The organism is Arthrobacter sp. AQ5-05 (assembly GCF_003287975.1).
Taxonomy (GTDB): domain Bacteria; phylum Actinomycetota; class Actinomycetes; order Actinomycetales; family Micrococcaceae; genus Paeniglutamicibacter.
Genome location: NZ_QMKQ01000001.1, coordinates 477,102 through 500,488, shown reverse-complemented (window position 1 = coordinate 500,488; position 23,387 = coordinate 477,102). Strand labels below are relative to the sequence as shown.

Here is a 23,387-nt window from a genome sequence, read left to right as displayed (position 1 = left end):
CAGCTGCAGCACCACGACCGCCCGCTGGCCGACCCCGACCCCAGGCCCCGTGACGTGCCTACCCGGGCAATGGACGCAGCCCCTGGTTTGCGGCGTCCCGATCTTCAGCAGCTCCGGCAGCCCCTCTCCCCCGCGGTGCCCGCAAGGATGTACCGCTTCCTGGCGCACATGGACCGGTGGGCTGCGGGGCCGATGCCGCGGACCTCCAGGGGTTCGGTGCCCATGGCATTGCGAATGGGAAATTTCGGCACCGGCACTCCCAACCTTCCCGCTCTCCGCGTCCACGGGGGACTATTTGCCCTATCGGCCACCGGTTCCGGGGCGTACGTTGGTGCCCAGCACGGCGGCCCGCGTTCCCACCGAGGAGGCACATCATGTCATTGGGAATTTTCCGCACGAAAACCATTGAGCAGACGATGGCCGAAACCGAAGAGCCCGAACACAAGCTCAAGAAGAACCTGGGCGCTCTGGACTTGATCGTCTTCGGCGTCGGGGTGAGCATCGGCGCCGGCATCTTCGTGCTCACCGGTCAGGCCGCGGCCTCCAATGCCGGGCCGGCCATCTCGATCTCCTTCCTGATCGCCGGGCTCGGCTGCGGGCTGGCGGCACTGTGCTATGCGGAACTGGCCTCCAGCGTCCCGGCCGCCGGCAGCGCCTACACCTACACCTACGCGACCATGGGCGAACTGCTCGCCTGGATCATCGGCTGGGACCTGATCCTGGAATTCACCGTCGGTTCCGCCGCCCTGGCCACCTCCTTCAGCCAGTACCTGGGCGTGGTCCTGGACGGCACCCCCTTCGCCATCCCCGCGGCGATCGCCACCGCGGAAAACGGCGTGCTGAACCTGCCCGCGGGATTGCTGGTCGTGGGCCTGGACATCGTGCTGATTTCCGGGGTGAAGCTTTCCAGCCGCATCAATCAGGTCGTCACGGCCATCAAGATCCTTGTCGTGCTCGCGGTGATCATCGTCGGGGCGTTCTTCATCAACCTCGCCAACTGGTCCCCGTTCATTCCTCCGGCCTCGACCCCTGCGGCCTCCAGCGGCGGGGCGCTGCACCTGCCGCTGGTGCAAACGATCTTCGGGCTCGATCCCAGCGTCTTTGGCATCGGCGGGGTCTTCGCCGCCGCCGCCATGGTGTTCTTCGCCTTCATCGGCTTCGACGTCGTGGCAACCACCGCCGAGGAGACCCGCAACCCGCAACGCAACATGCCCATCGGCATCTTCGGTTCCCTGGCCATCGTCACGGTGCTCTACATGGCGGTGTCCCTGGTGATCACCGGCATGCAAAGCTACAAGGACATCGATCCCGACGACGGGGCACCGCTGGCCACCGCGTTCGTGAACGCCGGGCTGCCGGTGATGGGCGACCTGATCGCGATCGGCGCCTGCATCGGGCTGGTGGTGGTGTGCATGATCCTGTTCCTGGGCCAGACCCGCGTGGGCTTCGCCATGGCCCGCGACGGCCTGTTCCCGGCCGCGCTGGCCAAGACCCACCCGCGTTTCGGCACCCCCTACCGGTTCACGATCCTTGCCGCCATCCCGATCGCCGTCCTGGCCACCTTCGTTCCGCTGTCCACGCTCGCGGAACTGGTCAACATCGGCACCCTGGCCGCGTTCGTGCTGGTGTCGATCGGGGTCATGGTGCTGCGCCGCACCCGCCCTGACCTGCCGCGTGCATTCAAGGTGCCGTGGGTCCCGGTGCTCCCGATCGCCTCGGTCGTCGTCTGCTTCTACCTGATGCTGAACCTGGCCCTGGAGACCTGGATCCGCTTCGTGATCTGGCTGGCCATCGGCTTCGTCGTCTACTTCGCCTACTCGCGGAAGCACAGCCGGCTAAACCAACCAGATTCCGTCACCTGAGCCTCTCCACCGGCGCGCCGGGCCCCCCGGGGTCAGGAAGGCATCACGATGATGACCTTGCCCTTCGCGCGCCGGGATTCAAGGCGCTCGAAGGCGCTGGCGAAATCATCCAAGGGGTAGGTGCTGTCGATGCCGAGCTTCAGCTTCCCCGCGTCGGCCAACCCGCCCAGCAGCGCCAGTCCGCCGGCATCTGGCTCCATGAAGAAGAAATCGTACGTGGCACCGGCCGCGGCGGCAGCCTTCCTGGCCTTGCGGCTCATGGCTGCGGCGACCGGGCGCACCAGCGCCCGGCGCAGGCCCGAGACCTCCGCCGGGATCCCCTCGGGTGTCAGCGGTCCGGTGATGGACACGACGTTGCCGCCGGCGCGCACGCGGGTGAACACGTCGTGGTCGGTTTCAAGGCCAATCAGGTCCAACACCTTGTCGAATTGCTCCGTGTAATCGGAAACCCTGGACTCGCGGTAGTTGATCACGAGATCCGCACCGGCCTGCTCGACGACCTGGCGTCCCTCCGGGGATGCGGTTGTGCTCACGTGTGCACCGGCCAGCTTCGCCAGCTGGATTGCCAGCAGGCCCACGCCTCCGGCTCCTCCAGTCACCAGCAACCGTTCCCCGGACTGCAGGTCCAGGTGGTTGGGGCCCAGCGCCTGCTGCGCGGTAAGGCCCGCCAGGGGCAGCGCCGCGGCATTGACCAGGGCAACGGACTTCGGCGCGGGAGCCACCAGGAATTCGTCGATGGCCAGGTATTGGGCCAGGGCGCCCAGTGCCGTCTTGCCCACGCGTGAGACCACCCGGTCCCCCACCGCAAAGCGGGAGGCCCCGGGACCCAGCGCGGTGATGACCCCGCTGAGTTCGTTTCCGGCGATTTTCGGGAACTTGTAGGGGTGCAGCATCTTCATGGTTCCGGCCCGCTGCATCGCGTCCACGGGGTTCAGGCCCACTGCGGCGACCTTGATGAGAACCTGGTTCTCCGCGGGTCGTTGTTCGGGCAACTCCAGGACCGTCATGACGTCCGGGCCGCCATACCCGGTGTAGGCAATGGCTTTCATGTTATTCCTCCGTTGCACCAAGGATCACTGCGCTTCACGGTGAACACGTCCAGCGATCATCCGGCGGGATAGGTGCATCTAGAATCTACATGCCCACAACGGCCAAGCCACCGTGAGCCCACTCTCAGTGTCCGGCGGCCCCTCGTCCGCCCGGGAACCGATACGGGAAACCACCACGTTCCGATTCCGGAGTCCGCTCTTCCGGGCAGTCGCTTGGCCGCAAGGCCAATAGCCCCTTCATGGCACCCGTCGAACCCGGCAAGACCCCCCGGAACCCGCGGACCCCACCCGGTCTTCGATCCTCGCATTCCCCTGCCACGGGGAGGAGACGGTGAACGAGCTTGCGGTTCCGTTCGCCGTGAGCCGTCCAGCCGTCCAGCCGTCAACCGGGCCTCGGGTGCTGGAGCCTGCCGAACCGCTTTCCCTCGAACGCAACACCAGCGGCATCCGGCACGACTGAATGCCGGCACGCCCGCTCCATCGGCCGGCTTGATCGACGGCAGCGACGAGACGCGATTCGGCCGGTGTGTCGGCCACCCCACCGCCAAGCGGCACAAGGGACCGTCCGCGGGGTGGCGGACCGCCTGGGCGGCGCTGGAAGCCCGCCTCCAACGAGGGAATCCGGGCGCAAAAAAGCCGGGACACGGTTCCACTTGTTCGTGGATCCGTGTCCCGGCTTTCGTTATCTGGTGGAGGTAAGGGGATTCGAACCCCTGACCTTCTGCATGCCATGCAGACGCGCTACCAACTGCGCCATACCCCCAGATGAGAGCCGCCCTTGCGGGCAACTCAACCATCATAGGCCACACAAAACGCGTGGCGCAAATCGAGAGGCCCTAGAGCGAATCTGGGAGCGTCTCGATGTGCGACATGTCGGTGGCGGGCTCCCCGGTGGTCGGCAGCTCAATGAGCGGGCAGTCGCCCCACAGGCGCTCCAGGGCGTAGAAGACGCGGTCTTCGTTGTGCTGGACGTGGATGACCACATCCGCGTAGTCGAGCAGCACCCAGCGGCCGGCGCCGCGGCCTTCACGGCGTACCGGGCGGATCTCGAAGAGCTCGTCGAGCTTGTCTTCGATCTCGTCGACGATCGAGTTGACCTGGCGTTCGGAAGCTGCCGAGGCGATCAGGAAGGCATCGGTGACACCGAGGCGTTCGGAAACGTCCAGTGCGATCAGGTTCTCCGCCTGCTTCTCGGCGGCGGCCAGGGCTGCTGCCTTGACGAGGTTGAGGGAATGTTCGTGGGCGCTCATAGGGGGTTCTCCTTGAGGGAATTGTGGCGTCGCAAAAGCGCGCTAGTTGGAGTTCAGGAACATGATGAGGCCGGCCACCAGGGCCGCGCCTCCAACGGACAAGGCCGCGATGACCATCAAGTACATGTTGTTGGCACGGCGCATTCCGGCGGTCTGCACGTCCAACGGCTCGAGTCCCTGGGCGCGCACGGCACGCACGGGAGGACGAGCCGTCGAGGGCCCAACATCTTCGGCGTGGGCATCCCTGGATTCGGGTGCCACCACCGCCTTGCCGGCGGCCGGGGCCACGGGGGCCTTGGCCGGTGCTGCTGCGGCAGCTTGTTTCGCGGCCGGAGGCGTGGAGCCACCAGCCGATGCCTGGGCCGGAGTAGCAGCCTTTGGCTTGTGCGCAGGTGTGACCGCCGGGGCTTTCGCTGCCGGGGTCGTCGGCTGGGGCGCCGGGGGCGCCGAAGCCGGAGTCTTGGTGGCCGGGGCCGCATCGGTTTGCGGTTCCTCGACGATGGTGCCCTGGTCGGTCATGGCGATGTTGTAGCCACGTGTCAGCGGACCGGAGATGCCGGTGTTGACCAGCTTCTTCTCGACATCCTCTGCGACCAGGTGGTTCATGGCCCCGGTGAAGGGGTCCGAGCGGCGGGCGCCGGCACGCTGGGTGTTTTCCTCCTGCATGCGCAGGCGTTCGGCGGCACGGCGGGAAATGATCGCCGCACGCGCGGCAAGCTCGCGCTGCTGGGCCAGGACCTCCAGGTCCACGTCGGCCAGGTCTTCCTCGGGCGCGATGAGCAGCGGTTCGCTCGGGGCGGCGCCGCCGGAGCGCCGGCGCAACGCCAGGGCTTCCTCGACGCTCATCTGCGGCGAGGGGGATTCCGGTTCGGATTCCGGCTGGGCCCCGGCCGGCTTGGCCGGTGTCGGCTTGCCTGGTGCGGGCTTGGCCGGTGCCGGCTTGTCCTTGGTGGCGGGCGTGGACTGCGCGGCAGCGGGGGCCGGGGCGGCTCCTGCGTCCTTCGCGGCACCCAGGGCCTGCAGGCGCATCTGCTTGCGCGTCAGCGGTGCCGGGTCCTCGGCGGGGGCCGGGTCCTTGGGTGAAAGTTCGGAAACTTCCTGTTCCAGGCGGCGGCGGGTGCGCAGTGCCTCGCGGTCGCGGGCACGCTGCAGGGAGGTGCGCTCGGTGCGCTCCGGCACCGCATCAACCTCACCGGTGGCGGCGCGACGGCTGCGCGCTGGTTCCGCCGGCTCAGGCACGGGCTTGGCCGCCGGCTTGGCGGCCACGGGATTTTGGACGGGTACGGCGGCAGGCTTTGCCGCAGCCGGCTTCTCGACCGGCTTGGCAACAGCCGGCTTTTCCACCGGCAGGACAGCGGGCTTCTCGACAGGCTTGGAAGCGGGTGGTGCCGTCGGCGCGGCGGCCTTGGGCGCAGCAACCACGGCCGCTGGCTTAACGGCTGCGGGCTTGGCTGCCGCCGGCTTCGCTGTCGCGGGCTTGGCTGCGGCGGGCTTGACCACTTCGGGCTTCGCCACGGGGGACACGGCCTTTTGGCCCGCCGCCTCTTGGGCAAGCTGGGCTTCGGTCTCGGCACGTCGCGCCTCCCGCAGGGCTCGCCTGCTGAGCGCGGGCCCGGTCTCGTCGCTCATCTTGTCCATTCCCGGCCGTCTCTATTCCTGGCCGTTGCTTACTGCGTTGTTCTTGTCGTTGTACAGCTTGTACTTGGCGATGTACTGCACCACGCCGTCGGGCACCAGGTACCAGACCGGATGTGCGGTCCGCACGCGTTCGCGGCAATCCGTGGAGGAAATCGCCATCGCCGGGACCTCCATCAACGACACGTCGTTGCGGTCCAGCACCGGCAACTCGTGGCCGGGCCTGGTGACCCCCACGAAATGCGCCAGCTGCCACAGCTCCTCGGCGTTTTTCCACCCCATGATCTGCGCCATGGCGTCCGCACCGGTGATGAAGAACAGCTCCGCCTCCGGACGCTGTGTGCGCAGGTCCCGCAGCGTGTCGATGGTGTACGTGGGGCCGGGGCGGTCGATGTCCACCCGGCTCACCGTGAAGCGCGGGTTGGCCGCCGTGGCGATCACCGTCATCAGGTAACGGTGTTCGGCCGGGGCCACGTCGCGGTCCGACTTCTGCCACGGCTCCCCGGTGGGCACGAACACGACTTCGTCAAGGTCGAAGACCGAGGCGACTTCGCTGGCTGCCACGAGGTGCCCGTGGTGGATCGGATCGAAGGTGCCGCCCATGACGCCTAGGCGAAATGGGCGGTCCGTACGTTCGGCCTCGAGACGACTAGTGATGGCCGTGCTTGTTGGTGTGCGTACGGTGGGTGTCCTCGGGTTCCGGCTTGACCTGGTGGCGGTTTCCCACGTTGGAGTAGGACATGGTGATCAGCAGCATCAGCATGAACAGCAGGAAGATTCCGCCGCCGACGAGCAGCGCCTGCGTGCCGGTGGACATTCCGCCGGTGGACTCGGAAGCCAGGATAGCCGCGTTCAGGGACTGGGTAAACATGTTTCTCCAGGTTGTTATGTGTGCCGGGCCCGCGCAGGCGTGCCCGGCACGAAGTTGTAACTATTTTTCTCGTTAGCCTCTATCGTACCCACCTTGGCACGCGGCTACGAACGAACATGCCCATCGCCTTGCACAATCCACTTGGTCGTGGTCAGCTCGCGCAGGCCCATGGGACCGCGGGCGTGCATCTTCTGCGTCGAAATACCGACCTCGGCGCCCAGGCCCAGCTGTCCGCCGTCGGTGAAGCGGGTGGAGGCGTTGACGATCACCGCGGCCGAGTCGACCTCGGCGATGAAGCGTTCGGCATGGGCAAGGTTGTTGGTCAGGATCGCCTCGGTGTGCCCGGTGCTGTGCGCACGGATGTGCTTGATCGCACCATCCAGGTCATCGACAACGGCCACGGCCAGATCCAGGTCCATGTATTCGGTGTCCCAGTCCGCTTCGACGGCGTCGATGGTCGGGATGCCTCCGGCCAGCGCCTTGGCGCGGGCATCGACGTGCAGGCGCACCCCGGCTTTGGCCAGGGCGGCGAGCACCTCGGGGGCCGCGGCGGCCTTCGCATTGACCAGCAGGGTCTCGACGGTGTTGCACACCGAGGGGCGCTGGGTCTTGGCGTTGAGCAGGATCGGGGCGGCCATGGCGGCGTCGGCGGACTCGTCGAGGTAGATGTGCACGTTGCCCTCGCCGGTCTCGATCACCGGGACGCTGGCGGTGGTGACCACGCGCTGGATCAGCTCGCGCCCGCCACGCGGGATCAGCACGTCGATCTTGCCGCGTGCCCCCATCATCGCGTCGGCACCGTCGCGTCCCCACGAATCGACCGAGGCCACGGCGTCGGCGGGCAGCCCCACGGATTCCAGGGCGTCGCGGATCAGCGCCAGCAGCGCCTCGTTGGAGTGCGCCGCGGCGCGTCCCCCGCGCAGCAGCACGGCGTTGCCGCTCTTCAGGGCCAGCCCGGCGATGTCGACGGTGACGTTGGGGCGGGCCTCGTAGATGGCACCAATGACGCCCATGGGCACGTGCACCTGGCGCAGCCGCAGGCCGTTGGGCAGGGTCTGGCCGCGCAGCACGGTGCCCACGGGGTCCGGCAGCCCGGCCAGTTCCTCCAGTGCCGCGATCAGCGCGTCGACGCGTGCGTCGTTCAGGCGCAGCCGGTCAAGCAGCGCCTCGGTGGTGCCGTTGGCACGCCCGGCCTCGATGTCCTTGGCGTTGGCCGTGATCACTGCCTTGCGGTTGGCGTCCAGCGAGGCGGCGATGGCCAGCAGCGCCCGGTCCTTCCAATTGCGGTCCGCCCGGGCCAGCACGCGCGAGGCGGCGCGGGCGCGGTCGGCCAGCCTGGCCACGGCACGAGCTGCGGCCTCGGGTCCGCCGGCATCCTGGACGGCATCGGTCAAGGTCAGGGCTGCATCAATGTTCTGGCTCATAATCCCTTATTCTACGGTGGATGCGCCGAAGCCCGCCCCCATGTTAAGCACGGGGGCGGGCTTCGGCCGCGGCGGCGCTGCTAGACCACGACCAGGTCGTCTACGTGCACCACGGCACGTTCGTAGGAGCTGCCCAGGTCTTCGCCGAGCTCGTGCGTGGAACGCCCGAGCATCTGCGGCAGTTCCGCCGAGGAGAAGTTGACCAGGCCGCGGGCAATGACCAGCCCCGAGCCGTCGGTGATCTCCACCGCGTCCCCGGCCTCGAAGGATCCGTTGATCCCGGTGATCCCGGCCGGCAGCAGCGAGGCAACCCCGGAGGCCACGGCGCGCACGGCGCCGGGGTCCAGCAGCAACCGCCCCTGGGTGGTGGCCAGGTGCGCCAGCCAGAGCATCCGCGTGGACCGCCGCCCGCCGCGGGCGGAGAACCACGTTCCCACGTCTTGGCCGGCCAGCGCCGCAGCGGCGTTGGCGGTGGAGGTGACCAGGGTGGGGATGCCCGATTCGGCGCTCATGGTGGCGGCCTCGACCTTGGTGGCCATGCCCCCGGTGCCCAGGCCTGCGGATCCGGTGGACCCGATGCGCAACGCCTCGAGGTCCTCCGCGCGCTCGATCGACGGCACGCGCACTCCCCCGGCGTTCGGCGGCGCGTCGTAGACCGCGTCGATGTCCGAGAGCAGCAGCAGCGCATCGGCCTTGACCAGGTGCGCCACCAGGGCCGCGAGCCGGTCGTTGTCCCCGAAGCGGATCTCGTGGGTGGCCACGGTGTCGTTTTCGTTGACGATCGGCACCACGCCCAGGGCCAGCAATCGGTTCAGCGCGCGGAACGCGTTGGCGTATTGCTGGCGGCGGATCAGGTCGTCGGCGGTCAGCAGGACCTGCCCGACGGTGATCCCGTGGGCGGAGAACGCCTGGGTGTACTTGGCCATCAGCAGGCCCTGGCCCACCGAGGCCGCAGCCTGCTGGGTGGCCAAATCGCGCGGCCGGCGCCCCAGGTCAAGGGGCGCCAGGCCGGCGGCGATGGCACCGGAGGAGACCAGGATCAGCTCGGTCCCGGCGGTGTTGACCGCCGCGAGGCGGTCCACCAGGGAGCTGAGGGATTCCTCGGAGATGCCCCCGGCCAGCGTGGTCAGGGACGAGGAACCGACCTTGACCACGATGCGGGAGGCGCGGGGCAGGTCCGTCCGTTGGGTGATGCCCGAGGGCTGGTGTGTGGCGCGCACGGTTCCTCGGTTACTCCCCGGACTTGGGTAGCTGGTGCTTGTAGTTGACCGACTCCGTCCAGATTCCGGCCTTGCGCTCGGCTTCCAGGTCTTCGCGGGCAGCGGCCTTGGCGCCCTTGCGCGCCTCGTGCACCGCCTTCTTCTCGTCGCGCGAGGGGCGTGCACCGTATTCGGCCAGGCGCTCGTCCTGTCCGCGGCGCGAGCCCAGAAGCTCGGCGCCTGCGGCCATGGTCGGCTCCCAGTCGAAGACCACGGCGTCGACCTCGGAGCCGATGACCACCGCGTCCCCGGGTTTGGCACCGAGCTTGTACAGCTGGTTTTCGACGCCCAGCTTGGCCAGGCGGTCGGCGAGGTAGCCCACGGCCTCGTCGTTGCGGAAGTCGGTCTGCATGATCCAGCGTTCGGGCTTTTCGCCGATGACGCGGTAGAGCGGCTCGAGGTTGCGCTCCTCCTTGCGGATGATGAACCCTGCCCGGCTGGCCTTGGTGCCGCGCGGACGCAACACCTCGACGGGAACCGGCAGCGGGGCGGCCTCGATCTTGGCGCGTGCCTCGGTGACCAGTTCGGCCATGGCGAAGGACAGCTCGCGCAATCCCTCCCGGGTCATTGCGGAGACCTCGAAGACGCGGTAGCCGCGCTTCTCCAGTTCCGGGCGCACGAAGCCGGCCATGTCGCGTCCGTCGGGCATGTCGACCTTGTTCAGGGCGATCAGGCGCGGACGTTCGTTCAGCGGGATGATCTGGCCGTCGGCGCCGGCGAACGAGGAGTCGACCTCGTAGGCGTCGAGTTCGGCCTGGATGATGTCCAGGTCGGAGATCGGGTCGCGGTCCGCTTCCAGGGCGCCGCAGTCAAGCACGTGCACCAGCGCGGCGCAGCGCTCGACGTGGCGCAGGAACTCCAGGCCCAGGCCGCGGCCCTCGGAGGCCCCGGGGATCAGGCCCGGGACGTCGGCCACGGTGTAGCGGACCTCTCCGGCCTGCACGACGCCGAGGTTCGGGACCAGCGTGGTGAAGGGGTAGTCGGCGATCTTGGGGCGCGCGGCGGACAGCGCGGCGATCAGCGAGGACTTGCCGGCCGAGGGGTATCCCACCAGGGCGACGTCGGCGACGGACTTGAGTTCGAGGATGACCTCGGCGGACGCGCCGGGGGTGCCCAGCAGCGCGAATCCGGGGGCCTTGCGGCGCTGGCTGGACAGGCCTGCGTTGCCCAGGCCGCCCAGGCCGCCGGCGGCAATGATGTATTCGGTTCCGTCACCGATCAGGTCGGCAAGGATCTCGCCGTCACGGGTCTTGACCACGGTGCCCTCGGGCACCGGAAGGACGAGGGTCTCGCCGTTCTTGCCCGGGCGCAGGTCTCCCTTGCCGCCTTCTCCGTTGCCGGCGTGGCGGTGCGGCGAGTGGTGGTAGGACAGCAGCGTGGTCGTCTGGGCGTCGACGCGCAGGATCACATCTCCGCCGTTGCCGCCGCTTCCGCCGTCCGGCCCGCCCAGGGGCTTGAACTTTTCGCGTTTGATGGAGACACAGCCGTGCCCACCGGTACCACCGGAGACATGGAGGACCACTCGGTCGATGAAGGCTGCCACGGTTGAAAGCTCCTAGCAAAAAAGGGTGGCGTTCCGCGCGCTGTTCCCGGGGCGGGAGGCGGCAAAACACAGGGGTTTTTGGAAAAACACATAGAGGGTGAGCCGTGCGGCCCACCCTCTACAGTGTAATGAATGCGGTTACGCGCTTAGTTAGCCAGCGGTAACGATGTTCACGACTTTACGGCCGCGGCGAGTGCCGAATTCGACAGCTCCGGCTTCCAGTGCGAACAGGGTGTCGTCCTTGCCGATTCCCACGCCGGCGCCCGGGTGGAAGCGGGTGCCGCGCTGGCGAACGATGATTTCACCGGCGGAAACAACCTGACCACCGAAGCGCTTGACGCCCAGGTACTGGGGGTTGGAGTCGCGACCGTTGCGAGTGGAACTCGCGCCCTTCTTACTTGCCATTGAATGTGCCTACCTTCAGGTAATGAGAATTCTTGGAAACAACCGCAATTAAGCGATCGAGGTGACCTTGACCTTGGTCAACGAAGCGCGGAAACCCTGGCGCTTCTTGTAACCGGTCTTGTTCTTGTACTTCTGAATGACAATCTTCTGGCCGCGAAGGTTCTCAACGACCTCAGCGGTCACCGTAACCTTGGCCAGCTCGTCGGCAGCCGAAGTTACCTTCTCGCCGTCAACCAGCAACAGGGCCGGCAGTTCAATGGAGGCGCCTGGGGCAGCCTTCAGACGGTCAAGGGTAACGAGGTCTCCAACAGAAACCTTTTCCTGGCGGCCGCCAGCGCGGACAATTGCGTACACCACGTGGGTACTCACTTCTACTCGACGTTCAATATGTCTTGCTGCGCATCACTACCCCAAAACGAGCCCGGGGATTGCGCTGTGCTGGCACGCCGAGCGGAAGAATCCGATAGCTGGCGTTCGCACCGAGGATCTAGACTACGCTAAAAAGCGCTGCGGGGGCAAATACAACCTGACCCCGCGAGTCGTCAAGACCCCTACTCTTTCAACTCGTTGACCGGTACCCCGACACCCAGCATAATCGGCGCATTCGCGGCGTTTAGCGGCTTTTCGGCCGTGGTTTGGTCAGCGAGCGAAGCAACATGGGATGTACCCGATGCCGCAAGCGTGTCCGATGCCACAGAAACTGCGGCGTCGGATCCACCCTGCGGGCTCGTGGCACGGCGGCTGCGCTTGACGCGCGCCACCGGCTCGAGGCCCGAAGTCTTTTTGGTTGCCGTGGCCGCAGGCTCCGCCACGGGGGCGTCGTCCGAGGCCTGGCCGGCAACACCGGAGATGACCGGTGCGGCAGCTGCCTCGGCGGCCGGCTCGGCGGTTGCCGGCTCGGTTGCCTTGGCGCGGGCCTTGCGGCGGGTCCGGGTGCGGGCCGGACGTGCATTGCCCGACTCGTCCTCGTCCCCTGCAGCAACGGCCTCGGCCGGATCGGCGACCGGGGAGTGGTCCGGAAGCGCGGCTTCCAGGTTCTCCAGGGTCAACGAAGGGGCGGCGGCAGAACCGGCACGGCGGTTGCGTCGTGCGGCGGGAACCGACACTGACTCCCCCGCCACGGTCAGCGTGGCGCCCTCGTCCGAGGACTCGGCGTCCTCGTGCTCGTGCGCTGCGTGTGCCGCGGCGGCGATGTTGGCAAAGGCAGTGCGTGCGGCGTCGGCCTTGGCGGCGTCCTCCGGCTCCTTGTCCTCGACCGGGGTCGAAGCGGGTGCCTGCTCGGTGTGGGGCTCGGAGTCCGAACCGCGGTTGCGGCGTCGGCGCTCGGCACGCGAAGGCTTCTCGGCGGCGCGGTTGCCCGAGCCGTGCGGCTCGCCGGCCGAGTTGAAGGAACGGCGGTGTTCAACCGGCTCGTCGTGGGTGATCACGCCGCGGCCGTTGCAGGCCTCGCAGTTCTCGCCGAAGACTTCCAGCAAACCGGTGCCCATGCGCTTGCGCGTCATCTGCACCAGTCCGAGGCTGGTGACCTCGGCGACCTGGTGCTTGGTCCGGTCCCGGCCCAGGCACTCGACCAGGCGGCGGAGCACCAGGTCGCGGTTGGACTCGAGGACCATGTCGATGAAGTCGATGACGATGATGCCGCCGATGTCACGCAGGCGCAGCTGGCGCACGACCTCTTCGGCCGCCTCCAGGTTGTTCTTGGTGACGGTTTCCTCGAGGTTGCCGCCCGAACCGGTGTACTTGCCGGTGTTCACGTCGACCACGGTCATGGCCTCGGTGCGGTCGATGACCAGCGAGCCGCCCGAAGGCAGGAAGACCTTGCGGTCCAGGGCCTTGTGGATCTGCTCGTCCATGCGGAAGTGCCCGAAGATGTCCTCGTCGGACTCCCACTTTTCCAGGCGCGAGACCAAATCCGGTGCCACATAGGTCACGTAGGCCTCGATGGTGTCCCAGGCTTCGTCGCCGGAGACGATCAGCTTGGTGAAGTCCTCGTTGAAGACGTCGCGCACTACCTTGATGGTCAAATCCGGTTCGCCGTAGAGCAGCTCCGGGGCCAGCGTCTTGGTGGACGTCGAGGCGGCCTCGATGCCTTCCCACTGGGCACGCAGGCGGTTGATGTCGTTCATCAACTCTTCCTCGGAGGCGCCCTCGGCGGCGGTGCGCACGATGACGCCGGCGTTCTCCGGCAGGTGGTCCTTGAGGATCTTCTTCAGGCGGTTGCGTTCCACGTCCGGGAGCTTGCGCGAGATGCCGGTCATCGAGCCACCCGGCACGTAGACCAGGTAGCGGCCCGGCAGGGAGATCTGGGACGTCAGGCGGGCGCCCTTGTGTCCGATGGGGTCCTTGGTGACCTGCACCAGCACTGTGTCCCCGGACTTCAGGGCGTGCTCGATGCGGCGCGGCTGGCCGTCCAGGCCTGCGACGTCCCAGTTGACCTCGCCGGCGTAGAGCACGGCGTTGCGTCCGCGTCCGATGTCGACGAAGGCTGCCTCCATCGACGGGAGCACGTTCTGCACCTTGCCGACGTAGACGTTGCCGATCAGCGAATCCTGCTGGGTCTTGGACACGAAGTGCTCGGCCAGGATGCCGTCCTCCAGGACGCCGATCTGGATGCGGTCCTCGCGCTGGCGCACGATCATCTGGCGGTCGACGGATTCGCGGCGGGCCAGGAACTCGGCCTCGGTGATGACCTGGCGGCGGCGGCCGGACTCGCGCGAATCGCGGCGGCGCTGGCGCTTGGCTTCCAGGCGGGTGGAACCGCGCACGGCGGTGACCTTGTTGGAAACGACAGGTTCCAGGGTGGCGCGCGGAGCACGGACCCGGGTGATGGTGTTCGGCGGATCGGTCTCCGAGCCGCCGGTCAGCTCGAGGTCGGCCTCGCCGCGGCGGCGACGGCGGCGGCGGCGGGAGACGACGCCCGAGTCGTCCCCGTGCTCGTCGTCGGAATCGTCGCGGGAGTGGCGGCCGTTGCCGGCATGGCCCTCGTCGTCTTCCTCGTCGCCGGCATCCTCGGCGGCGACCGGGAGGGTCGGAGCCTGGAAGATCAGCGAGAGTGCGGATTCGGGGATGGCGAACGGGTCGGTGATGGCAACCGGCTCGAGTTCGGCGGCTGCTTCCTGGGCCACGTCGGCTTCGCTGTCCGTGGCTTCGGCTGCGGGCCGGGCCGGGGCATCCTGGGCTTCGGTGTCCTGGGTGCCGCGTCCGCCGCGGGTCGGACGGCGGCGTGCGGTCTTGGCCGGTTCGGCATCCTGCGCCGGTTCCTCGGCGGCTTCGGCTGCGGGCTCGACGGAGGCAGGTGCCTCGACGGACTCGGCGGGAGCCGCTTCTTCCGGGTTGGTGGCAGGGGAGGTGGCCTTGCGGCTGCGGCCGCGGACCGGGCGCTTGGCGGCGGTCTTGGCCGGTTCGGCTTCCTCGGCGGGGGCCTCGGCCTTTTCGGCCACGGGTTCGGTCTTGGCCTCGGCGGCGGCATGCGCTGCGGGGGCCTCGATGACGGCGTCCTGCTCGAGGGCCGTGGCGCCCGGGGAGGTGACCCCGGAGGTGGCTCGGCGCGGGCCGCGGCGGGCCGGTGCCTTCACGGCTTCGGCGGCGGGTGCCTGGGCCGATGCCTTGGCCGGCGCCTGGCCGGTGGCTGCAGCGACGACCGATTCAACTGTCGCGTCGCTGCCCTGGCGGGCCGGGGCGTTGCGGGGGGCCGAACCGCGGCGGGCGGTGGCGGCGCGCGGGGAAACGTTGGCGCGCACCTTCCTGGTGGGTGCGGCTGCCGCGTCGTTGAGCTCTGCCAGGGTCATGGCCCGGCGCGGTGGCGGCGGTGAGGGTTCGTTGAAGTTGCCGCGCGGTGGGCGGGTGGTGCGGGTGCGGCCCTTGGGGCCCTGGCCCATCGCTGCCTTTGATTCGTCGCGATTCAGTGCCATGTTAAAAGAGTGCTCCTCGGCGGGTCGAACGCTCCCACAGATAGCTGTTCGCCCCTGGTTGGTTCGCTGGACCGGGCCTTGTGGCCGCGTGTCCCAGCGGAAGTCCTTTGATATGCCCGGCCCGGGTGCGCCTACCCAACTATGGGGGGCGCGGCATCCGTGCAAGACCAACGGCGCTTTTCCAAGCAAGCCGCTTTACGTTGCGGCGACCATATTGCGGTATTCGCTGAAGACCTTCGTATAGGCGGTCTCTTGGCAGCAGATGCATCGCAATCGGGCTTGAAAGCCTGTCGTTGGGTTGAAAGCAGACTGTGGATCCACGAACAACCACTGCAATTGTCTCATACCGACACGCCGAAGGATGCCGCCGACCCGAACATCGGCGACACGCGGCGCCCGGCGGCATTGCCCCGCCGGTTGTCGCACGCGCGGCGCGGGGCACGGGCGCGGGCGGCGGCGGCCACTAGACTTCAACCGGGGCCAGCAACAAATCCCGGCCCGGCGTGGCACGTGTGCCGGATGCCGGTGGCCGCGCCGGGGGAAGAACCACCAGCCACGAGGGAGCACACGATGAGCAAATCCGACACCGCAGCGCCGCCAAGCAACGGGCAACAGCTGCCCCGCCTGGCCCAGGCACGGGGCTTCGGCCTGTTCCTGGTGCTCACCGGCGCGGTGGCCTGGATCGCCTCGGGAATCCTGGTGCTCGAGCGCATCGCGCTGTACAGGAACCCGGACTACGTCACCTCCTGCGACTTCAACCCCTGGGTCTCCTGCGGCACCGTCATGAAATCCTCCCAGGCCGCGCTGCTGGGCTTCCCCAACCCGTTCTTGGGCATCGTCGGCTTCGGCGTCGTGATCACCATCGGCATGGCGCTGCTGGCCGGGGCGCGCTTTGCCCACTGGTACTGGATCGGCGTCCAGATCGGGGTGTCCCTCGCGATGGTGTTCATTATCTGGCTCTGGTCCCAGGCGCTGTATGAGATCAACGCGCTGTGCCTGTACTGCATGGTGGTGTGGGCGATGATGATCCCGATGTTCCTCTACACCACCGCACGCAACATCGCCCACGGGGTGATCCCGGCGTCGGTTCCGGTGCGCAAGGCCGTCGCCGAGTGGACCTGGGTCGCGGTCATCGTGCTTTTGGTGCTCACCGCGGCCAGCATCGTGCTGCGATTCCCCGGCGCCTTCTTTGGCGCCTGAGCCCGTGCCGGCTTCCGCGGCCACCGCGAAGATCCCTCGCTCCCCCGCGGCAGCTGCATTCTCCCGCCGCGTGGGCGCGGCCGCCTGCGTGCTGCCGGTCATTGCCCTGGGCCTGGGTGCCAGGTTCCTCGGTTCGGGGCTGGCGGCGGATGTGGCCGGCGGGGTCATTTACGCGGTGCTGATCTATGTGCTGGCGACCTTCCTGCGCCCGCGCGCCGGGCACGTGGCCAACGCGCTGGCTGCCCTGGTGTTCTGCGTGTTCATCGAGCTCTTGCAGCTCACCGACATCCCGACGAACCTCGCCGCATCCTTCCCGCCGGTGCGGCTGGTGCTGGGCACCACCTTCGTTCCGCTGGACCTGCTCGCCTACGGACTCGGGACCGTGCTGGCCCTTGGCGTGGACTTGGTTCTCCGACACCTGCTCCGCGCCCGCGGCGCCCGGCCCTGAGCGGGCGCACCTAGCGAAGCGTGCCTTTCCCACCGGCATCCCAGGTGGAGCCGGGCCCGGGCGTGAACCCCAGGACCTGCCCGGGCGAGATCCGGGCTCCCGCGGCATCCGGCGCGGCACAGAAATCCGGTTCCGTCCTGTCTGCCAGCAGGGTCGCAACGACGCCCGAGTCCCGGGCCAGCAGCAGGCCGCCATGTCCTTCGCCCTGCAGCGGCAGGGCTGCCGTCCCGTCCCACTCGAACCCCAGCGCCAGTTCGACGTCGTCCGGTGCCATGTTAGGGACAGATGGCCACGGCCCGGTCGAAGTCCCGCTCCTGGCCATAGACCTCCCCGAGGGAAACGCTGCGGGTTGCGGAGGCCTCGATGGCCTCGAGCAGCGGCTGCAGGTCCGCCTGCGGGGTTTGGGCCGGCGTTCCCTGGGCACACCCGGCCAGCGGCAACGCGCCGGCCCCCCAAGGCGGCGCGCAGCCGCGATCCGCGGGGGCGCAAAATGGGGCCATTGGCTGGCCGCTTCGTTCTTTTTCGACGTTTCCACGCCACGCCCGCCCGCTCATCTCCGTCCCGGAATCCCGGGCTCATCTGCTCATATGTACGAGTGCGGGCAGGGAACCGTTCCCGCCCACGCAAAAGGGTCCGGCCCGCAGCCTTCCGTGGGCGGAAGGCTGCGGGCCGGACCCCGTGTCGGCGCCGGGTCGGCGCCGCGGATCTAGGCGAACCAGATGCCGATTTCGCGTGCCGCGGACTCGACCGAGTCCGAGCCGTGGACCAGGTTCTGCTGGACCTTCAGGCCCCAGTCGCGGCCCAGGTCCCCGCGGATGGTGCCCGGTGCCGCGGTGGTCGGGTCGGTGGTGCCGGCCAGCGAGCGGAAGCCGGGGATCACGTTATGGCCCTCGGCGATGATCGCCACGAGCGGGCCCGAGGCCATGAATTCGACCAGCGGCTCGTAGAACGGCTTGCCCACGTGCTCCTCGTAGTGTGCCTCGAGCAGTTCGCGGGTCGCCAAGACCTGCTTGAGTTCGGAGATCACGTAGCCCTTGGCTTCGATGCGGGACAGGATCTGCCCGGTCAGCTGGCGCTTGACGCCGTCGGGCTTGATCAGGATCAGGGTGCGTTCAATGGCCATGGAGGCGGCTCCTTCGTTCTGTGTGCTGCAAATTGTCGTTGGTCTTGATTCTACGGTTGGGCACTCGGTGCGCCGGGATGTTCCTGCGGGTGAGCCTCGTCCCAGGCTTCCTGCTCGCGCGCCCGGCGTGCCGTTTCCAGGTCCAGGGCCCGGCCCTTGGTGACCGCGTACCACCAGGTCGCGGCGAAGGCCGCGCCGATGAAGAACATCGAGGTCAACAGGAACCCGGAGAGGATCAACAGCAGCTGCAGGCCCCATCCGATCGCGTATCCCAGCGGTTTTTTCAGCAGCGCGCAGGTGAGGATGCACACCAGCGCGACCACCGCGCCGAGGCCCAGGACCAGCACCGGGGAGAGCGTGTCGCGGTTCAGCCCGTAGAAGGCCAGCGCCACGAAGAGCACCAGGAAGGCCTCGAGCGTGAGCACCGTGGAGGCGAACATCACACGCGTCGAGCGCGGCTTCTTGGGCATTCCGGGGCGCCATTCGCGTTGCGCCTTGGTCATTTTCGCCATGGTTCCTACTTTCCTCCCAGCAGCATGCGGGCCTCGCCGACCAGCGTGATGGACCCGGTGACCAGCACCCCGCCGCCGAAGTCCTCGGAGGCCTCGGCGCGCCCGACGGCCCATTCCAGGGCGTCGTCAAGGCGTTCGGTCACGAAGATGTCCTCCTCGTTGAACCCGGCCTCCAGCGCCATGGCGGCCAGTTCGCCGGCCGGGATGGCGCGCGGGGAATTGGACTGGGTGATGCAGATGTCCTCGGTGAGGTCCAGGTAGTCCTCGCGCAGCTGCGCCAGCATCGCCGGGGCGTCCTTTTCGGCCAGGATCCCGATGACCAGCACCAGCGTGGAGAACCCGAAGGACTCCTTCACCGCCTTCGCGGAGGCGCGGATGCCGTCGGGGTTGTGCCCGGCATCGAGCAGCACCGTCGGGGCCTTGCGGATGACCTCGAGACGGCCGGGGCTGGTGGCGGCGCCGAAGCCCTCCATCACCAAATCGTGGTTCAGTGCGGTTTCCCCGCCGCCGATGAAAGCCTCCACCGCGGCCAGGGCGACGGCGGCGTTCTGCGCCTGGTGCTCGCCGTGCAGCGGCAGCAGGATGCCCGGGTAGCGCCCGGCCAGGCCCTGGATGTCCAGCTGCTGGCCGCCGACGGCGACCGTGCGGTTCTCGACGCCGAACTCGACGCCCTCGAAACGGTAGGGCACCTCGAGTTCGAGGGCCCTTTCCAGCAGCACCTGCGCGGCATCGGCCGGCTGCGCGGAGGAGACCAGGAACCCGCCGGGCTTGAGGATCCCCGCCTTCTCCTGTGCGATCAGCTCGGTGGTGTCGCCCAACAGGTCGGTGTGGTCCAGGGAGATCGGGGTGAACACCGAGACCTGCCCGTCGCCCACGTTGGTGGCGTCGGTGATCCCGCCCAGCCCGACCTCGACGATCGCCACGTCCACCGGGGTGTCGGCGAAGATCGCGAACCCCAGGATGGTCACGGCCTCGAAGTAGGTCAGCCGGTTCTCGCCGTTGGCGGTGAGCTCGTCGTCGACGATCTGCAGGTAGGGGCGGATCTCGTCCCAGATCCGCACGAACGTCTCATCGTCCACCGACTCGCCGTCGATCGCGATGCGTTCGGTGACCGAGACCAGGTGCGGTGAGGAGTAGCGTCCGGTGCGCAGGTCGTGGGCGCGCAGCAGGGACTCGATCATCCGTGCGGTGCTGGTCTTCCCGTTGGTGCCGGTGACGTGGATGATCGGGAAGGCCTTGTTCGGCTCCCCCAGGATCTCCATGGCCCGGCGCATCGGTTCCATGCGCGGTTCGATCTTGTTCTCCGGTGCGCGCGCCAACAGCTCGGCGTACACGCTCTGGACCGAGAACCTGTCAAAGGTGTTGCTCATGTGGTGGGTCCCATTTCCTTGTCGGCGGCTTCGGCCTCGGCCACGGTCTCGACGCTGACGGCGGGCGCCATCCCGTCGTCGCCGGTCACCAGGACCAGCCCGGTGCTGAGCGTTTCGCCCTTGATCAGTTCGGCGTTGGCGTGCAGCGCGGCGACGGTTGCGGCGTCGGCGGTGATTTCGGTGCGGATGCGGTCGCTGACCTGCAGGTCCGCGTCCTTGCGGGCGGACTGGATGGCGCGGATCATGTCCCGGGCCGTGCCCTCGGCGGCAAGTTCCGGCGTGACAAGCGTGTCAAGCACCAGGAAGCCGCCGCCGGGCAGCACCGCCGCGGCGATTTTCTCCTCGTCCCCGGTGGCTTGAACGACGGTTTCGAGCGTGTATTCGTGTTCCTCCAGGGCCAGGCCGCCGGCGGTGACGGTTCCCGCATCGTCCACCGACCAGTCCCCGGACTTGGCGCCCTTGATCGCCACCTGCACGTTCTTGCCCAGGCGCGGACCGGCGGCCCGGGCGTTGACGACCAGGCGCTGGCTGATGCCGTACTCGGAGGCGTCGGCATCGGCCGCGTCGATGAGCGTGAGCGAGCGCAGGTTCAACTCGTCGGCGATGATGCTCGCGAAGGTCCCCTCCAGCGCCGCGGCACCCGGCACCGCGACGGTCATCCCGGCCAGCGGCAGGCGCACGCGCAGGTTCGCGCCCTTGCGCAGCGAGGAACCGACCGAGGCGATCTTGCGGGTGGTTTCCATCGCGGCGATCAGCTCGTCGTTGCGGCCGAAGAGGTTGGCGTCCGGCCATTGCACCAGGTGCACCGAGCGTCCGCCGGTGAGCCCGCGCCAGATTTCCTCGGATGCCAGCGGCAGCAGCGGGGCGCTCACGCGGGTCAGGGTCTCCAGGGCGGTGTACAGGGTGTCGAACGCGCTGGTGTCCTCGTCGAAGAAGCGCTGGCGGCTGCGGCGCACGTACCAGTTGGTCAGCGTGTCCATGTATTGGCGGATGGTTTCGGCGGCGTCGGAGATGTCGTAGGCATCGAGCTTCGCCGTCACCTCGCGGACCAGGTCCCCGGTGGCCGCGAGCATGTAGGCATCCAGCGGATCCGCGGCGGAATAGGTCGGCTTCGCCTGGTATCCGGCGCCGTGGTTCGCGGCGTTGGTGTACAGGCAGAAGAAGTGCCAGACGTTCCACATGGGCAGCAGCACCTGGCGCACGCCCTCGCGGATGCCCTGCTCGGTGACGACCAGGTTGCCGCCGCGCAGGATCGGGGAGGCCATCAGGAACCAGCGCATCGCATCGGATCCGTCGCGGTCAAGGACCTCGTTGACGTCCGGGTAGTTCTTCAGCGACTTGGACATCTTCGCCCCGTCGGAGCCCAGCACGATGCCGTGGCTGATCACGTTCTTGTACGCGGGGCGGTCAAAGAGCGCGGTGGAGAGCACGTGCATGGTGTAGAACCAGCCGCGGGTCTGCCCGATGTATTCGACAATGAAGTCCGCCGGGTGGTGGGTGTCGAACCACTCCTTGTTCTCGAACGGGTAGTGCGCCTGGGCGTAGGGCATCGACCCGGAGTCGAACCAGACATCCAGCACGTCCTCGACGCGGCGCAGCGTGCCGGCATCGGCGCAACCCTCGTGCGCCTTGACCAGGTCGTCGATGAACGGGCGGTGCAGGTCCGGGGCGCCCTGGTGGTTCAGCGGCAGCCGGCCGAAGCTTTCCTTGATTTCGGCCAGCGAACCGTAGACCTCGCGGTGGGTGCATTCGGCGCCGTCGCATTCCCACACCGGGATCGGGGAACCCCAGTAGCGGTTGCGGGAAATCGACCAGTCCCGGGCGTTGGCCAGCCACTTGCCGAACTGGCCGTCCTTGACGTTCTCCGGGATCCAGTTGATCTGCTGGTTCAGCTCAAGCATGCGGTCCTTGACCTTGGTGACCTCGACGTACCAGGAGGAGATCGCGCGGTAGATCAGCGGGGTGCGGCAGCGCCAGCAGTGCGGGTAGGAGTGTTCGAAGGAGGCCTGCTTGATGAGCCGCGCGTCGTCCTTCAGGATGTTGGTGATGGCCTTGTTGGCCTCGAACACCTGCACGCCGACGATCTCGGCCAGCTCCCCGCCCTTGAACACCGGCAGGAACTTCGCGCCCTCGTCGATCGAGAGGATCACCGGGATGCCGGCGGCCTCGCAGATCTTCTGGTCCTCCTCGCCGTAGGCCGGGGCCTGGTGGACGATGCCGGTGCCGTCGGTGGTGGTGACGTAGTCGGCGACCAGCAGCTGCCAGGCTTGCGCGGTGTTCCAGGTCTCGGTGTCGGTGAAGGTGTCCCACAGCGGGGTGTACCTGATGCCCGCCAGGTCCTTGCCGGTGTAGCGGCCGGTGACCGCTTCCTTGGCGGCGGCGGCATCGGCGTAGCCCAGGTCCTTGGCGTAGGCGCCGAGCAGGTCCTCGGCGAGCATGAAGTCGCCGGTGGCATTGGAGGCCTTCACGCCGTTTTCACCGGCGGGCAGCACCGCGTAGACGACGTCCGGGCCCACGGCCAGGGCCAGGTTGGTCGGCAGCGTCCACGGGGTGGTGGTCCAGGCCAGCGCCTGCACGCCCGCGAGCTCCCGGGAGATCTCGGACTCGCCGGCCAGCAGCGGGAAGGAGACGGTGACGGTCTGGTCCTGGCGGTCCTTGTAGACGTCGTCGTCCATGCGCAGCTCGTGGTTGGACAGCGGGGTCTCGTCCTTCCAGCAGTACGGCAGCACGCGGAAGCCCTTGTAGGTCAGGCCCTTGTCGTGCAGCTGCTTGAAGGCCCAGATGACCGATTCCATGTACTCGACGTTCAACGTCTTGTAGTCGTTCTCGAAGTCGACCCAGCGTGCCTGGCGGGTGACGTAGTCCTGCCACTCGTCGGCGTACTTCATCACCGAGGTGCGGCAGGCGTCGTTGAACTTGTCGATGCCCATGGCCTCGATCTGCGCCTTGTCGCTCATGCCCAGCTGCTTCATGGCCTCGAGCTCTGCCGGCAGTCCGTGGGTGTCCCAGCCGAAGCGGCGCTCCACCCGCGATCCGCGCTGGGTCCGATAGCGGGCCACCAGGTCCTTGACGTAGCCGGTGAGCAGGTGGCCGTAGTGCGGCAGGCCGTTGGCGAAGGGAGGGCCGTCATAGAAGACGAACTCGTTGGCGCCGTCGACACCGGCATCGCGGGCATCGATGGAGGCCTGGAAGGTTTCGTCGTTTTTCCAGTAGGAAAGGACCCGCTCCTCGATCTCCGGGAAACGGGGAGAGGATGGCGTCGTGCCATGGGGGTCGGTCGAGGCCTTGGGGTAGCTGGTCATCTGCGGCAGTCCTGGTGATCGAAGGCGCGTGTTCGCGCTTAGGCGTTCTCCAACACAGGGACGATGGTCAAGTATGCGGATACTCCACCTCGCGGTACCACCCCGCTTGCCTTCTCCACCCGGGATGCCCCGGGGCCGGATCGGGCCGCTCGTTGACTGCTGTGACGGGCTTACCCGCTTGGTTCTACTTGGCTGCGCGCGCGAGGGCGAAGCTGCCGTTCTT

The 23,387-nt window shown here is 68.0% G+C and carries 20 protein-coding genes and 1 tRNA gene; 3 read left to right on the top strand and 18 right to left on the bottom strand.

Annotated elements, in window-relative coordinates; translation table 11 throughout:
• Nucleotides 1–374 precede the first annotated feature (374 nt).
• Complete coding sequence (locus DQ353_RS02385; protein ID WP_113761168.1) at nt 375–1,862, top strand: amino acid permease; 1,488 nt, start codon at nt 375–377, stop codon at nt 1,860–1,862.
• A 32-nt stretch (nt 1,863–1,894) separates the two neighbouring features.
• On the opposite strand, the gene DQ353_RS02380 is transcribed toward DQ353_RS02385, so the two are convergent.
• The 12 genes from DQ353_RS02380 to DQ353_RS02325 form a co-directional block, all read right to left on the bottom strand.
• Entirely contained in the window at nt 1,895–2,911 is a 1,017-nt protein-coding gene (locus tag DQ353_RS02380) for an NADP-dependent oxidoreductase (protein WP_113761167.1), read from the bottom strand.
• A 687-nt stretch (nt 2,912–3,598) separates the two neighbouring features.
• A tRNA-Ala gene (locus DQ353_RS02375) sits at nt 3,599–3,674 on the bottom strand.
• 73 nt (nt 3,675–3,747) lie between these two features.
• The gene (gene rsfS / locus DQ353_RS02370; protein ID WP_113761166.1) at nt 3,748–4,161 is read right to left on the bottom strand and encodes a ribosome silencing factor; all 414 of its coding nucleotides are present in this window, start codon (nt 4,159–4,161) and stop codon (nt 3,748–3,750) included.
• 42 nt (nt 4,162–4,203) lie between these two features.
• Nucleotides 4,204–5,790, bottom strand: a complete 1,587-nt coding sequence (locus DQ353_RS02365; RefSeq protein WP_220093950.1) for a dihydrolipoyllysine-residue succinyltransferase component of 2-oxoglutarate dehydrogenase complex — start codon at nt 5,788–5,790, stop codon at nt 4,204–4,206.
• Nucleotides 5,791–5,811: 21 nt separating this feature from the next.
• On the bottom strand, nt 5,812–6,453 hold the full coding sequence (nadD, locus tag DQ353_RS02360; protein WP_113761164.1) for a nicotinate-nucleotide adenylyltransferase: 642 nt from the start codon (nt 6,451–6,453) through the stop codon (nt 5,812–5,814).
• The gene (locus DQ353_RS02355) at nt 6,446–6,667 is read right to left on the bottom strand and encodes a hypothetical protein (protein ID WP_113761163.1); all 222 of its coding nucleotides are present in this window, start codon (nt 6,665–6,667) and stop codon (nt 6,446–6,448) included. The genes nadD and DQ353_RS02355 overlap by 8 nt, the downstream gene beginning before the upstream one ends.
• Before the next feature lie 104 nt (nt 6,668–6,771).
• The gene (locus tag DQ353_RS02350) at nt 6,772–8,091 is read right to left on the bottom strand and encodes a glutamate-5-semialdehyde dehydrogenase (protein ID WP_113761162.1); all 1,320 of its coding nucleotides are present in this window, start codon (nt 8,089–8,091) and stop codon (nt 6,772–6,774) included.
• Nucleotides 8,092–8,171: 80 nt separating this feature from the next.
• Entirely contained in the window at nt 8,172–9,311 is a 1,140-nt protein-coding gene (proB, locus tag DQ353_RS02345; protein ID WP_113761161.1) for a glutamate 5-kinase, read from the bottom strand.
• Between the two features lie 10 nt (nt 9,312–9,321).
• A complete protein-coding gene (obgE, locus tag DQ353_RS02340; RefSeq protein WP_113761160.1) occupies nt 9,322–10,893 on the bottom strand; it encodes a GTPase ObgE in 1,572 nt (523 codons plus the stop codon).
• 150 nt (nt 10,894–11,043) lie between these two features.
• Nucleotides 11,044–11,298 carry a 50S ribosomal protein L27 gene (rpmA, locus tag DQ353_RS02335; protein WP_071216447.1) on the bottom strand — a complete coding sequence of 85 codons (255 nt, stop codon included), beginning with the start codon at nt 11,296–11,298 and terminating at the stop codon, nt 11,044–11,046.
• 48 nt (nt 11,299–11,346) lie between these two features.
• The gene (rplU, locus tag DQ353_RS02330; protein WP_007272816.1) at nt 11,347–11,655 is read right to left on the bottom strand and encodes a 50S ribosomal protein L21; all 309 of its coding nucleotides are present in this window, start codon (nt 11,653–11,655) and stop codon (nt 11,347–11,349) included.
• A gap of 194 nt (nt 11,656–11,849) precedes the next feature.
• Nucleotides 11,850–15,209, bottom strand: coding sequence for an Rne/Rng family ribonuclease (locus DQ353_RS02325; RefSeq protein WP_113761159.1), 3,360 nt, complete (start codon nt 15,207–15,209; stop codon nt 11,850–11,852).
• 570 nt (nt 15,210–15,779) lie between these two features.
• Here DQ353_RS02325 and DQ353_RS02320 point away from each other — a divergent pair.
• Together DQ353_RS02320 and DQ353_RS02315 are read left to right on the top strand one after the other, a co-directional pair.
• The gene (locus DQ353_RS02320) at nt 15,780–16,409 is read left to right on the top strand and encodes a vitamin K epoxide reductase family protein (RefSeq protein ID WP_113761158.1); all 630 of its coding nucleotides are present in this window, start codon (nt 15,780–15,782) and stop codon (nt 16,407–16,409) included.
• A 4-nt stretch (nt 16,410–16,413) separates the two neighbouring features.
• Entirely contained in the window at nt 16,414–16,857 is a 444-nt protein-coding gene (locus tag DQ353_RS02315) for a ribosomal maturation YjgA family protein (protein ID WP_181578203.1), read from the top strand.
• A gap of 10 nt (nt 16,858–16,867) precedes the next feature.
• Here the strand turns inward: DQ353_RS02315 and DQ353_RS02310 are convergent, their stop codons facing one another.
• The 6 genes from DQ353_RS02310 to ileS form a co-directional block, all read right to left on the bottom strand.
• The gene (locus DQ353_RS02310; RefSeq protein ID WP_113761156.1) at nt 16,868–17,131 is read right to left on the bottom strand and encodes a hypothetical protein; all 264 of its coding nucleotides are present in this window, start codon (nt 17,129–17,131) and stop codon (nt 16,868–16,870) included.
• Between the two features lies 1 nt (nt 17,132).
• The gene (locus tag DQ353_RS21265; protein WP_146755178.1) at nt 17,133–17,357 is read right to left on the bottom strand and encodes a hypothetical protein; all 225 of its coding nucleotides are present in this window, start codon (nt 17,355–17,357) and stop codon (nt 17,133–17,135) included.
• A 206-nt stretch (nt 17,358–17,563) separates the two neighbouring features.
• Nucleotides 17,564–17,980: a nucleoside-diphosphate kinase gene (gene ndk, locus DQ353_RS02305; RefSeq protein WP_113761155.1), complete on the bottom strand. Its 417-nt coding sequence runs from the start codon at nt 17,978–17,980 to the stop codon at nt 17,564–17,566.
• A gap of 50 nt (nt 17,981–18,030) precedes the next feature.
• Complete coding sequence (locus DQ353_RS02300) at nt 18,031–18,492, bottom strand: DUF4233 domain-containing protein (protein ID WP_113761154.1); 462 nt, start codon at nt 18,490–18,492, stop codon at nt 18,031–18,033.
• Nucleotides 18,493–18,497: 5 nt separating this feature from the next.
• Nucleotides 18,498–19,862, bottom strand: a complete 1,365-nt coding sequence (locus DQ353_RS02295; RefSeq protein ID WP_113761153.1) for a bifunctional folylpolyglutamate synthase/dihydrofolate synthase — start codon at nt 19,860–19,862, stop codon at nt 18,498–18,500.
• The gene (gene ileS, locus DQ353_RS02290) at nt 19,859–23,164 is read right to left on the bottom strand and encodes an isoleucine--tRNA ligase (protein ID WP_113761152.1); all 3,306 of its coding nucleotides are present in this window, start codon (nt 23,162–23,164) and stop codon (nt 19,859–19,861) included. Before ileS ends, DQ353_RS02295 begins: the two co-directional genes overlap by 4 nt.
• Between the last annotated feature and the right edge of the window lie 223 nt (nt 23,165–23,387).

Bases quoted from the DNA above. Each gene is read 5' to 3' on its own strand.
- DQ353_RS02385 (WP_113761168.1), top strand. From the start codon at position 375: ATGTCATTGGGAATTTTCCGCACGAAAACCATTGAGCAGACGATGGCC.
- DQ353_RS02380 (WP_113761167.1), bottom strand. From the start codon at position 2,911: ATGAAAGCCATTGCCTACACCGGGTATGGCGGCCCGGACGTCATGACG.
- rsfS (WP_113761166.1), bottom strand. From the start codon at position 4,161: ATGAGCGCCCACGAACATTCCCTCAACCTCGTCAAGGCAGCAGCCCTG.
- DQ353_RS02365 (WP_220093950.1), bottom strand. From the start codon at position 5,790: ATGAGCGACGAGACCGGGCCCGCGCTCAGCAGGCGAGCCCTGCGGGAG.
- DQ353_RS02355 (WP_113761163.1), bottom strand. From the start codon at position 6,667: ATGTTTACCCAGTCCCTGAACGCGGCTATCCTGGCTTCCGAGTCCACC.
- DQ353_RS02350 (WP_113761162.1), bottom strand. From the start codon at position 8,091: ATGAGCCAGAACATTGATGCAGCCCTGACCTTGACCGATGCCGTCCAG.
- rpmA (WP_071216447.1), bottom strand. From the start codon at position 11,298: ATGGCAAGTAAGAAGGGCGCGAGTTCCACTCGCAACGGTCGCGACTCC.
- DQ353_RS02325 (WP_113761159.1), bottom strand. From the start codon at position 15,209: ATGGCACTGAATCGCGACGAATCAAAGGCAGCGATGGGCCAGGGCCCC.
- DQ353_RS02320 (WP_113761158.1), top strand. From the start codon at position 15,780: ATGAGCAAATCCGACACCGCAGCGCCGCCAAGCAACGGGCAACAGCTG.
- DQ353_RS02310 (WP_113761156.1), bottom strand. From the start codon at position 17,131: ATGGCACCGGACGACGTCGAACTGGCGCTGGGGTTCGAGTGGGACGGG.
- DQ353_RS21265 (WP_146755178.1), bottom strand. From the start codon at position 17,357: ATGGCCCCATTTTGCGCCCCCGCGGATCGCGGCTGCGCGCCGCCTTGG.
- ndk (WP_113761155.1), bottom strand. From the start codon at position 17,980: ATGGCCATTGAACGCACCCTGATCCTGATCAAGCCCGACGGCGTCAAG.
- DQ353_RS02300 (WP_113761154.1), bottom strand. From the start codon at position 18,492: ATGGCGAAAATGACCAAGGCGCAACGCGAATGGCGCCCCGGAATGCCC.
- DQ353_RS02295 (WP_113761153.1), bottom strand. From the start codon at position 19,862: ATGAGCAACACCTTTGACAGGTTCTCGGTCCAGAGCGTGTACGCCGAG.
- ileS (WP_113761152.1), bottom strand. From the start codon at position 23,164: ATGACCAGCTACCCCAAGGCCTCGACCGACCCCCATGGCACGACGCCA.